The sequence below is a fragment of the Vallitalea okinawensis genome (assembly GCF_002964605.1).
Lineage (GTDB): Bacteria > Bacillota > Clostridia > Lachnospirales > PQDH01 > Vallitalea_A > Vallitalea_A okinawensis.
On the sequence record NZ_PQDH01000008.1, the window covers coordinates 20,641 to 33,341 of the forward strand.

The 12,701-nt window shown below is 36.2% G+C and carries 11 protein-coding genes; all 11 read right to left on the bottom strand.

Annotated features, from left to right (window positions below):
• Positions 1–119 precede the first annotated feature (119 nt).
• The 11 genes from alr to arcA all read right to left on the bottom strand — a co-directional run bounded on the left by alr (position 120) and on the right by arcA (position 12,700).
• On the bottom strand, positions 120–1,301 hold the full coding sequence (gene alr / locus C1Y58_RS19010; protein ID WP_105617887.1) for an alanine racemase: 1,182 nt from the start codon (positions 1,299–1,301) through the stop codon (positions 120–122).
• A 136-nt stretch (positions 1,302–1,437) separates the two neighbouring features.
• Positions 1,438–2,502, bottom strand: coding sequence for an ornithine racemase Orr (gene orr / locus C1Y58_RS19015; protein ID WP_105617888.1), 1,065 nt, complete (start codon positions 2,500–2,502; stop codon positions 1,438–1,440).
• A 37-nt stretch (positions 2,503–2,539) separates the two neighbouring features.
• Positions 2,540–3,904, bottom strand: a complete 1,365-nt coding sequence (locus tag C1Y58_RS19020) for a GlmL-related ornithine degradation protein (RefSeq protein WP_105617890.1) — start codon at positions 3,902–3,904, stop codon at positions 2,540–2,542.
• Positions 3,894–6,107 (bottom strand): D-ornithine 4,5-aminomutase subunit OraE, encoded by a 2,214-nt coding sequence (gene oraE / locus C1Y58_RS19025; RefSeq protein WP_105617892.1) that lies wholly within the window; start codon positions 6,105–6,107, stop codon positions 3,894–3,896. The genes C1Y58_RS19020 and oraE overlap by 11 nt, the downstream gene beginning before the upstream one ends.
• Positions 6,091–6,483 carry an ornithine aminomutase subunit alpha gene (locus tag C1Y58_RS19030; protein WP_105617893.1) on the bottom strand — a complete coding sequence of 131 codons (393 nt, stop codon included), beginning with the start codon at positions 6,481–6,483 and terminating at the stop codon, positions 6,091–6,093. The genes oraE and C1Y58_RS19030 overlap by 17 nt, the downstream gene beginning before the upstream one ends.
• A gap of 32 nt (positions 6,484–6,515) precedes the next feature.
• Positions 6,516–7,931, bottom strand: a complete 1,416-nt coding sequence (ortB, locus tag C1Y58_RS19035; protein ID WP_105617895.1) for a 2-amino-4-oxopentanoate thiolase subunit OrtB — start codon at positions 7,929–7,931, stop codon at positions 6,516–6,518.
• Positions 7,924–8,238, bottom strand: coding sequence for a 2-amino-4-oxopentanoate thiolase subunit OrtA (ortA, locus tag C1Y58_RS19040; RefSeq protein WP_105617897.1), 315 nt, complete (start codon positions 8,236–8,238; stop codon positions 7,924–7,926). The genes ortB and ortA overlap by 8 nt, the downstream gene beginning before the upstream one ends.
• A gap of 12 nt (positions 8,239–8,250) precedes the next feature.
• Complete coding sequence (gene ord / locus C1Y58_RS19045; RefSeq protein WP_105617898.1) at positions 8,251–9,300, bottom strand: 2,4-diaminopentanoate dehydrogenase; 1,050 nt, start codon at positions 9,298–9,300, stop codon at positions 8,251–8,253.
• 81 nt (positions 9,301–9,381) lie between these two features.
• Entirely contained in the window at positions 9,382–10,320 is a 939-nt protein-coding gene (arcC, locus tag C1Y58_RS19050) for a carbamate kinase (protein WP_105617900.1), read from the bottom strand.
• Between the two features lie 46 nt (positions 10,321–10,366).
• Positions 10,367–11,353 (bottom strand): ornithine carbamoyltransferase, encoded by a 987-nt coding sequence (gene argF, locus C1Y58_RS19055; protein ID WP_105617902.1) that lies wholly within the window; start codon positions 11,351–11,353, stop codon positions 10,367–10,369.
• A 120-nt stretch (positions 11,354–11,473) separates the two neighbouring features.
• Complete coding sequence (arcA, locus tag C1Y58_RS19060; RefSeq protein WP_105617904.1) at positions 11,474–12,700, bottom strand: arginine deiminase; 1,227 nt, start codon at positions 12,698–12,700, stop codon at positions 11,474–11,476.
• Position 12,701 lies beyond the last annotated feature (1 nt).

Here is a 12,701-nt window from a genome sequence, read left to right on the forward strand (position 1 = left end):
TATCTCTATATACTAAATTATTCCAGTATACCTTCTTCGCTTAGTACTTTTCAGAATTATAAGCAAAAAAAGAAACGTACTATTTTCAGTACATTTCTTAAATAAATGATATTAATGAGTTATCTATTCTTTATTTTTAAATAGTCCTTTATACCAATGATTTCTGTTTGTCTTACATAGACTCTAGGCACTCTTCTCCCCACCATACAAACGATCTCATAATTAATTGTCCCTATAATATTTGCAACTTCATCTATGTGAGGCTCTCCATGACTACCATTCCCAAAGATATGAACTTCTTCTCCAATCTCCAACCAATCATCCTTTAATAAAACCATGCATTGATCCATGCATATCCGCCCTACTAAAGGATAAGATACTCCCCTGATACCTACAAAACTTTTTCCTGAAAGTAATCTGGTAAATCCATCAGCATACCCTAAAGGTAAAGTCCCGATAACAACCTTTTTTTCTGCATGATAAATATGTCCATAACTTATACCTTGACCTTTCTCAACAAACTTAACATTTGAGAGCTTAGTCTTCAGGCTCATTGCTGGTTTTAAGTTGGCATTCTCTTTTTTTACTTGATCTGAAGGATAAAGACCATATAGCATAATACCTGCTCTAACCATATCTAAATGATATTCAGGTAAGTCAATTATTGTTGCACTGTTAGCAACGTGCTTAATAGGTATTCTAAGCCCCTTAACTTCTAGTTCTTGAACTATTTTTTGATATTCTTCAAACTGTTGGTGAGTATATCCTTTATCTGCTTCATCAGCTCTAGCAAAATGGGTAAATATCCCTTCAATCTCTATGGAAGGTAACTTAGAAATTGCTAAGATTGTTTCCATGTTCTTTTCATTAACTTGAAAACCTAATCGACTCATTCCAGTATCCACTTTAATATGAACTTTTACGCTTTTATTAAGCAATTGTGCATAAGAAGATAGGACTTCTCCCATTTCTTTATTATAAATTGTTTGGGTAATATGATGGTCAACAACTTCAATTAATTGACTATTCGGTGTATACCCTAAAATCAAAATTGGCATCTCTAAGAAATGATGTCTTAATTCAAGAGCCTCTGATAATGTAGCAACAGCTAGATAATCTGCACCATTCTCCATAAAAACCTTAGCTGCCTCAACAACTCCATGACCATAAGCATCAGCTTTGACTACAGCGCAACATTTTTTAGCTTTACCAATTAGTCTTCTGACTTCTTTTATATTATGTGCCAATGCTTCAAGCCCTATCTCAGCCCAAGTTGGACGAAATGCATCATTAGTAAGCATCAATATCCCCCCAAAATGATATCAGCAATTTTATATCTGTAAATAGTCACATTTAAGTCTTACTATTGCATATTAGTATCTAAAACTTCCTAGGACAATTCATTTTATTAATCACTTTTTAACGAGTAAGTTTAAGTTATATATATTGAACATCAACATATGCTGAGGTCATCAGGCTAAGTATACTACCGTAAGTTAGTTTAAAAGTCATGATGTCTCCAACTTTATAGTCTCTTTTACTATCCGTTACATCAACGATTAAATGATCACTACTTCCACCTAAAATATCAACCCACTTATCTATAGGTATAATATCTGCTAAGTCAACATCCTGTTTCCCAACGGCGCATATAGCTCTTTTTCGAATCCCTTTATCAACAAATTCTGGTACCTTTCCAAAGGCATCCATACCAATCTCACCAATTGGCACTGACGGTTTTTCCTTCAATTCAATGATCTCAGCTTTTAGCAACATACAATCATCAAAAGTATTTGAAATCGGATTCCCAAAGGCTGTTTCTCTTCCTAAAATAATTGATTCCCCTAAACGAAGATGGTTTATAGCCTTCGGCATTTCTCCTTTTTTTAATAATTCTATACTACTTGAATTACCTCCTGATATAATATTTAATTGGAGATTGAAAGTATTTTCAACTTTCTCTTTTATTGTTACCAATTTTCCTAAAACCTCAGGAGTTGGAATGACACCACCATAACAAGTTATATTTGTACCTAAACCAACGAGTTTAATATTTTCCATCTGTAAAACTGAGCGAATTGTATTGATTAGCTCAGTTTTATCAAAGATACCTTCCCTTAGATCACCAATATCACACATTAGTATGATTTCATGCATACATTTCGCTAACTTAGCGGCACTGTTAAGTGCTTCTATGGTTACTACTTCAGAATTTAAAGAAATATCGGAATATCGTACGACTTCATCAACTTCAGAAATCATAGGCAGTCTTAATAAAATTTTTGGTACTTTGAAATCTTTTATTTTTCTCAGATTATCTATTCTAGAATCTGCTATATAATCAATCCCATTATCCATCATCACTTTAACCATTTTTGGGTCAGCACAAAAAACTTTTGATACACCAGCTACTTGAATACTTTTTTGATGACAGAGATCTACTAAATAACTGGTATTGTGCCTCAATTTATTCAGATCAATGACTACTTGTGGATAAGACAATTTACCCCCTCCAAACTAGTGTGATAATTAAACTTTTTTAGAATTCTAAACTTTGCCTCAAGAGCTCTAATGCTGCTTCAGGATATTTTTTAGAGAGTACACCTAGAGATGCCATAATGTAATGCTTATCAATAAGAACTTTAACATCCTCATGAGGTAACAATTCAGTTTCTTTTTTACTCTTTATAACACGATCAATAATAGCTTTATTGTCAGGTAATCGGGTTAATGCTCCTCCTGTACCAATAATATATTTTGTGTTAGTTAAGTCTTTTCCTTCCGCAACGGCTCGTTTTCCTGTTCCTCCATATAAGTACCTAACTTGACCTGCATGTCTTCTAATAGCAAGGCTTAAAGCCTTTTCTGTTAATTGATTAACAAATTTTAATTCATTCTCAGTATGAGGAACTGCTTTATAGCCCTCTATTAATTGGTTCAATTCTTCACTATTCATATTCAGGTATGAAGCTAGTTCTTCTTTCCCTATTAAATCAATGACATTGTTCATATTGACATAGACACCCAAATCACCTTCAACTGTTCTTTTTGCTTTAGGTTCAGGACTAATTAATATGCGATTGATTTCTTCACTACCACAAGTAACAGAATGAACATCCGTTGTTGCTCCTCCTACATCAAAGGTAAGGACATCACCAAATGAATCGTAAATAAGCTTGGTTGCTAACATAACAGCTCCTGGAGTAGGAATGATGTTTGAAGTGACAAAACTTCTGACTTTCTCCATTCCTGGTGCTGTTGTAATATGTTTTTCAAAAACATTCTGAATAATACTTCTTGTGGGTTCTATATTGAGATCGTCAATTTTAGGATATACATTATCGGTTACATGCAGCTCATAATTTGATTCTTCAAAAATTTCTATGATTTCTTCTTGATTTTCAATATTCCCAGCATAGATTAATGGAAGATTTAAATTCAGTCCAAGGAGACGCTCAGCATTTTCTATGGCTGTATCCCTCTCACCGTAATCTACACCACCTGATAACAAAATGATATTAGGATGTATCGCAGAAATTTTTTTTAAATCAGAGCGTCGTAACTTTCCAGCTGTTATAAAATGAATATTGGCTCCTGCTCCTAAAGCAGCCTCCTTTGCAGCTCTTACTGTCATATCATATACCAGCCCATGTACAGTCATTCTTAACCCACCAGCAGCACTACTAGTTGCAAAAAATGCATCTGAATCAATGGTAGAGACACCTAGACTCTTCTTTAAATCCTTTAATGCATTTTCAAGACCGATATTCACATCTCCTTCTAATACGGAAGTAGGCGCTTGCCCCTGTCCTATAAATTTAGGACAAGGGCAAGTTAAATCATGAAATGCATTAATTACAGTTGTGGTACTCCCAATTTCAGCCACTAATGCATCAATCTTCATCCATCATGCTCCTTCTTTTTTTCACTAAGAATGTGGCTACATGAACACCTTTTGATCCTCTACCAAACCCAGCATCAACCCCCTGCTTGACAGCTAACTCTGGTGTTACTTGTGTTCCACCACAAGCAATCATTATACGGTCACGAATACCTTTTTCGATACAATATTCATGGATCCTCTTCATGTTTTTATAATGAATATCATCATGACTAATAATAGTCGAAGCTAAAATAGCATCAGCTCCTAATTCAATAGCCGCGTCTACTAATTTTTCTACAGGCACAGATGTACCTAAGTAATGACATTCAATGCCATACTTTTCTATACCACCATGTTTAATATCTAATATCTCTCTTAGACCAACTGAATGTTCATCTTCTCCAACAGTACCAGCAACAATTTTAAGAGGACGTTCCTTTATATCTGCACGAATTTCATCGTCACTCATAATTGCAGGTTTAGGAGGTATAATCAATTGATCTGTATCAATAGTGAATGGTACTTTCCCTTTAATCTCTACACGAGTACCTTCTGCCATTTGTAAAACTTCTTTGTGGATAACTTCAACTTCTTCCAGCCCCATCTTCTTACCTACTTCAACGGCTGCAAACTCGGCAGTTCTTTCATCTGTGGGTAACATCATTGTAATTTGAACAATACCGTCACCTTGCCATTCCATCTCTGGCTTAATCTGACTTGTTTCTCTTAGTTCTTTTGTTTTTTCTAAACGCTTATTAACATTATCTTCTTCATCTAATTCATCAATATAGACAATTTTCTCTGCTTCTTCAAATGTAGAACCATCAATGAGTGTAGATGGTTGATCAACAGCATCAGCATCATATTGTGCCACATTGTTATAACCAAAGAATGCTGTAACTGGTGCCATATAGTCCTCGTCTCTCTCATAAACAGAACCTGCACCGATTCCTCCATTAATTTGTCTGGATATACCATCTCCATTTCTTTCGGGATAATAACCAGAATCTACAAAGAAGCCATCTTCAACAGCTTGGAAATACCCTCCAGCTTCAATGATTTCTTCTACAAATAGGACTGCTCTTTCTTTAAGTTCTCTAACTTTATCGGCTAAGAAACCACTATCACGCTTCAGCTCAATCATTTCCATTAACCCATCCATACCAATAAGCGCTTGCTTAGCAGTATTTGTTCCTTCAATGTTATAAATATGCCATGGAACATTTCTACCTTCGTCAGGTGTGATGGTTGATTGAATTTCAGCACGTGTTAACTTTGAAATCATTAGATTTAAAGTATGTGTTACTGTAGCTTCTCGAGTTGAGGACCCCATATATTTTGTATTCTGTTGTGCACGAATTTTATACTCTTTAAAAATTTCTCTAAGTGCGACTGCATATGGTAAGTCCAATTTCATACATGGCGCAGGAGGCGCTGTTGGTGGTACAGATGATAGACATATATTTTCTTTCTCAATACCTGATTTTACTGAGAACAATGAATTGATGGCATGTTGAACCATTAGCTCCGGCATAACTTTCCAAGCTTTCATAGCTGTTGCGTTAGCATTATGCGCACCGTCGATTTGAGCCATATCAGCCCAGCCCATTACACATTTTGCATTTGCTGCATCAACAAATGAGCGAATCATATTGATATTACGATACAAAACATTGTACTGTGGATCTTGATGAGCTCCATTAACACCTTCTTCTGCAAACATAACAGCAACTTCTGGTCCAGCTACACCACTGACATAAGAGTGATAGTTAATTGGACGACCTACTTCATCTTCTATTAAATCCAGAGCCTTCCTCTGTGCTCTTAATTGTTTACGAGTTATAGGAATACCACCAATACCTTGAGGTGTTCCTTCTATTAAGCCATCAAAATGACTCTGACCTGCTGTACGTATAACCATAAGATGATCTGCACCATGCCAAGCAGCCATACGCATACGACGAATGTCATCTTCAAAACGGCCAGAAGCTATTTCAGTCGTAATAACATTACATGGTTGTGGATCAATGCTATTAAAAGAATGAGCAGCTGGCAAGGGTTCACTTTGCTTTAAAGGTTCGCTAACTTCTGAGAATTCAAAATCTCCAATAGTTTTTGATCCACAGTTTTCACGCCAATGCCAACCACGGCGACGAGGATGATAATGTTCTAAGTCCTCTAAAATCTCCTCTATATTTAACTTTTCATTAGGCTTTAGTTCCATTTTCTCCGCCTCCTTTAAAGACATTAGCTATGCTATCCCAAAGTTCTGTATCCCCTTCAGCTAACTTTAAGCCCGCTTCTCTAACAGTCAAATTATTATCCTTAGCAACGCGATAAACAACATGACCTGCACCTTTTCCCATTAAACCTCTGTCTAAAACGCCATCAACAATAGCTTTTGATTCTATACTTGAAAAACCCATTCTTAATAACACAGAACGTTCAATACTAGGTGTGGTATTTTTTTTAGCTAAATCAATCATCGGATCAACTATTTGTTCAACTAAACTCCAAAATTTATTTTCTAATTCTTCTTCACTTAACCCTGCTAAATGTTGTCTTCTTGATTCGAAATCGTCTTGACGTGTTTTACCCACTGTTCTACCTCCTCGATTATCATGACTTAGATTTACTCGCTTCTCAATTCATTAATTACAAGACTAATAAAGTCACTATCTGCCCTAGTCTCCTCTTCGATGTAATTCATCTCATTTGCAGAAAGTGTATCATCCAACCTTCCATGTAGTGCATTTTTGATATAGGATTTACGGATTCGGTTTAAATCCAAATTTTTTATAGAAATCAATCCTGGATTTTCTGGTAGTATAATATTCTGTCCAGGTATATTATCTTTTGGGTCACCAACTAAAACTGCAATTCCATTCTCTTTTGCAAAGGATAATTGTGGTGCTATATGCTTACCAGCACCTGTGTATTCTGTTTCTTGAACAACTATGATTTGATCTTCATCCATCTCTTTTGCAATTGCAAATGCGGCAGCTAGTGAAGTATTTCCTGCAGGACCTCTTTCCATACCTTCTACTTGAGCTAAGCTTTCCGTCATATAAAAAACTTCACCTTGAGAAATGGTTACATAGCGATCAATATATCTTAAAGGTCTAGCTGCAGATCTTGGTACATCTGATCGATCTGGCCATGTTGTAAAAGGTATACCGAAACCCGTATGCCCAGTAGTAAATGATTTCTTATTGAACTGCTCATCACTAGCCATGTGTAATCCCGATAAATCAACGCTGGCTCCTATTATTTCTGTCTCATTAGCTCCGGCCTTTTTAAGCCCTCTAGCTGTGCCGGTTAAATTACCTCCACCAGCGTTAGTTACCACTACTGCATCTGGATACTTTCCTTCTAGAGCTTTCATTTGTTCTGCCAATTCATAGCCAAGACTTTCAACACCAGCGATACCAAAGGGGGTATAGAGTGATGCATTAAAGTAGCCTGTTTCCTCTAAAAGTCTTAAAAATGTATAGAAAAGCTCAGGTCCTACAGATAATTGTACAACTTCCGCTCCAAAAGCCTCGCATTTTCTAGCTTTCTCAATAATCTCAGGTTGACCTTTACCTTTTGAATCATAACATTCTTGAAGGATGATACAATCCAGTCCGTGCATGGCTGCCTGTGAAGCAACTGCAGCTCCGTAATTCCCACTGGTAGCTGCTATAACTCCTTTATAGCCTAGTTTTTTAGCATGATGAACACTAATCGCTGCACGGCGTACTTTAAAACTTCCAGAAGGATTGGCTGCTTCATCCTTTATAAAGATACGTGCGCCTTTTCCTTCAGCAGCGTACATTCTTGCAAGCTTCGTTAAGTTTTTCATTTCATAAAGAGGTGTTTGGCTCACACAAGATGCCCTCTGAATATCTATAACATCTTCTAGAGAATATCCTGTACCTGTCATCATTGCTTCATAGTCAAATACAATACCATCTCTTTCAAATTGCTCATAATCTAATCCAACTGCTTTCTTCATGATTTCACCCTTACGTGCCATCACAGCAGCATAGCTCATATCCTTACTCACGGTGTTCACCACCTTTTAATAATTCTCTAAGTCCAGGACCAATATAAGCTAGTTCCTTAACATAACTACCAAAATCATGATTAAATGAAGGTTCTATTTCAATTAGACTACCGCTGACACGTCTTCCTGTAACAGTCTTGACAACAACTGTATCACCAATTTCGGCTTTCTCGTCGATCAAATACCCCTTAACCCATAATTCCAATGGTACTTTCTTTGTATCCTCAGGAACCTGAGGAGCTCTCTCCTCAGGTCCTAATATGATATTATGAATTTTAACCCAATCATTCTTCTTGGCTTTATTCATCATACACCATCCCTATTCTTCAATAAGATCACGCATATCACCCATAATAGCTCTTGGAACCGGTAAATCTAACATGGTTTTAAGACCACTTCTTGCATTAATAACATGAGGTATCATGTTGACACACATAGCTATTGTACCAATTCCACCTGGTACTTCTGGCGTAATGGACATATCTATATTAGGAATACCCTTTATGCGAATATAATCACCAGTATGAACGCCTTCAAGTTGTGGTTCAACTTGTTGAGGATGAATCATGTTTAACTTGCGTTGACCATCGACCATACCTTGCCCCAGCATTCTAACACCTGCAACATTACCAGCCTCTACTTCCGCAAAAGGTGCTTTTCGATAAACACTTGAAACAATAGCTTCTTGACTTTGGGTAATAGGTCCGTCTAATTTCCAACCAATACCATCAGCAATCATTTCTATGGATTCAGCAAATCCAACATGACCAGCAAGAGTACCTTCTTCAGTTTTTCTATCAAACTCCTCAACAGTTATACCAACACCTTGTTCTTCCATTACAACTGGTCCAAAGGGTGATAGATTATTAACACGTTCGCATTCTATTTCTTCAACTTCTTCACAAGCACCAGTTAAGACAATAGCTAAGAAATCCATCATTAAACCAGGATTAATTCCTGTTCCCAAAACAGTTACATTGTTTGCTTTAGCTAATCGATTTATTTCTTCTGCCAACTCTGGTGAGCCTGCTTTAGGATAAGACATTTCTTCTGCTGTTGAAACAACGTTTAATCCATGCTCTACTAAAAGTTTAATTTTTGGGAATGCACCTTTTGTAAAGGAGTCTGTACATAATAATGCAACATCAGCCTTTGTATCTTGAATAATACTTTCAATTTCGTTTGTCAAGATTACTTCAGGATGATTATTTCTTTCAGCATTTAAAACTTCAAACATACTCTTACCAACTTTATTTGGGTCTATATCACAAACACCTACGATTTCAACGCCTTTTTTCTTGAGTAACATATTGGCCATTCCACTACCCATTGCGCCAAAACCCCAGATAATAACTTTTACATTATCCACTATTATTCCTCCTTAGGATTTAATTTAAATCACTCTGCTCACTTAAGGTGAGGAGTTTTTCCTCACCTTCAACTGACTAGATTAATTGGCGATGCAAGTACCTACTTTTCCTTCTAATGCTTGTTTAGCTTCTTCTAAAGAAGCAATAATAGCTTTTCTGCCTTTCTTTGAAGCAGCAAATCGTACTGCTGCTTTTACTTTTGGTAACATGCTTCCTTTTGCAAAATGCCCTTCTTCAATATAAGCATTGGCTTCATCTACTGTAATCTGATCTAAATCTCTTTGATCAGGTTTACCAAAATTGAGTGATACTTTTGGTACACTCGTTAAAATGAGTAACACTTCAGCATCTAAATCCTCAGCTAATCTTTCAGAAGCTAAATCCTTATCAATAACTGCTGCTACGCCTTGCATATGACGATTCTCGTCCATGATGACTGGTATACCACCACCACCAACCGTTATAACGATATGTCCTACCTCAACTAAGGCTCTAATAGATTTAAGTTCAATGATCTTTTTAGGATCTGGTGAAGGTACAACTCTTCGATAGCCCCTACCAGAATCCTCTACCATATGATAACCTTTTTCTTCAAGTAACATGGATTCTTCTTTACTATAAAATGGTCCTATAGGCTTCGTTGGTTGTTCAAATGCCGGATCATTTTGATCAACAACGACTTGAGTAACAAGACAAGCTACTGGTATATCCATTTCTCTAGCATTCAATTCATCATCTAATGCTTGCTCAATATGATAGCCAATCATGCCTTGACTCATACCATCACAAACATCTAAAGGCATTGATGGAGTCATATCTTTAGCTGTTTCATTTTGAATAACGATACGACCAACTTGTGGTCCATTTCCATGTGCTAAAACAACTTCATTTCCATCTTGAATAATATCAACTAGATGTTTAGCTGTGTCTCTAATGACGTCCAATTGTGCCTGGGCGGTAGCAGGTGCTCCACTCTTTTGTAAAGCATTGCCTCCTAAAGCAACTACAACTCGGCTCATTAAAATTCCCCCTAATATAAAACTCGACTTTTATTATAATTTTATTTTATAATGTCGCAACCATAACTGCCTTAATAGTATGCATTCTATTCTCCGCTTCATCAAAGACAACAGAATACTTACTCTCGAAGACTTCGTCAGTAACTTCCATTTCAGCAATACCATATTTTTCGTAAATCTCTTGACCAACAGTTGTCTCTTTATTATGGAAGGCTGGTAAACAATGCATGAAGATGACTTCTTCATCCGCCATTTTAATCATGTCCATGTTAACTTGATAAGGCTTAAGTAATTTAATTCTTTCCTCAAATTGATCCTCTTCACCCATGGATACCCATACATCTGTATAGATGACATCTACATCCTTTACACCTTCTTCAACTTTAGCAGTCAAAGTAATCTTAGCCCCTGTTTCTTCAGCTATAGCATTCGCTCTCATAACTAAATCTTCTTCAGGGAATAATGAATCTGGTGCAACAATTCTAAAATCCATACCCATTTTAGCGGCACCAATCATCAATGAGTTAGCCATGTTATTTCTACCGTCACCAACATATGCAAATTTGATACCTTTTAAATAGCCTCTCTTTTCTTTTACAGTAAGGAAGTCTGCAAGAATTTGAGTTGGATGGAATTTATCCGTTAAACCATTCCATACAGGAACACCTGCATGTTTCGCTAATCCTTCAACGGTTTCATGTTTAAACCCTCTGAACTGAATGCCATCAAACATTCTTCCAAGAACACGAGCAGTATCAGCAACTGTTTCCTTTTTACCTAACTGAATATCACCTTTGCCAAGGTATTCTGGATGAGCTCCTTCATCTACTGCTGCTGTTACGAAAGCACATCGAGTTCTAGTAGATGGTTTTTCAAAAATCAATGCAATATTTTTACCTTCTAAATTTTTTGGTCTAAAACCTGCATACTTCATTTTCTTCAATTCTAAAGATAAATCGATTAGATATTCAATTTCTCCTGGAGTGAAATCCTCTAAAGATAATAAGTGTCTTCCTTTTAAATTAAAAGCCATTGTTACTTCCTCCTCTTTTATAAATTGTAGGAATCTCATACTATCTATGAAATTCTCTTATAAACTAAATGTAAAAACGACTGATTAAATTGTATTTTCAATCTTTTCAATGGAATCTGACTAAATAGGTTCCCGTAGTAATGGCATACTCATACATCTAGGACCACCACGACCTCTTGATAACTCCGATGATGGTATGGTATGAGTGATTATCCCATTTTCCTCCAAAATCCTATTCGTTACATAATTCCTTGAATAAACAACAACTTCTCCTGGTGCGATAGCTAATGTGTTGGAGCCATCATTCCATTGTTCACGTCTTGCATCAATCTTATCGCCACCAGCGCATTTAATAAGTGTCACATGTTCTAATCCCAAATATTTTTTTAGTGTATCCTCTAGTGAAGCTTGTTCTTCAACGATTTTGAGTTCATTGTTTCCATCAAGTGTTATGGAATACACTGTTAAAGGACCTTCTATCTCATGATGTATGGTAAATTTGTCGTGATCAATCATCGTAAACACTGTATCAAGATGCATGAATGCTCTGCTTTTCGGAATATCAAATGCTAGAATTGTGTCAAAACTCTGGTTACTATTAAGTATTTTTTTTGCAACTTTCTCTATGGATGTCGCTTGAGTTCTTTGTGATATACCTATAGCTATAACATTTTTACTTAAAACCAGCTCATCGCCACCCTCAATTGAGGAATTTTCATCCCTTGTATACCATAAAGGAATATCAAAGTCTTTAAAGCGCTTATGGTACTTGAATATATATTTTGCAAAGATGGTTTCTCGATTACGTGTTTCAGTTCTCATACGATTGAGAGTTATTCCAGAACCAATAGTTGCAAATGGATCTCTAGTAAAATACAGATTGGGCATAGGATCTAGAATAAAAGGATAATCAAAACTTACTAGATTGGCTAAAGTCTTTCCAGGTAAATGTTCAAGTTCTTTCTTACGAACTCCTTCCATCATCTTTAATACCAGTTCTTTTTTATTGTAGTCATCAAAAAATGAGAACATGGCTTCTTTTAATCTTGGATCGTATATTTTCCCCTCATGAAGAAATTCTTGTAGAAGCTCATGTCTTATTTCATCTGACGTAATTGCCTCAGCCACAAGATCTTCTAAATAAAGTACTTCTACCCCATTATTACCTAATAACTTTGCAAATTCATCATGTTCTTCGACTGCTACTTTCAGATAAGGGATATCATCAAAAAGTAATCGATCCAATGTTTCTGGCGTTAAATTTTCTAGTTCTTTACCCGGTCGATGCAAAAGAACTGTCTTTAGTTTTCCTATTTCCGATGTTACATTAAGTACATCTGCGGACATA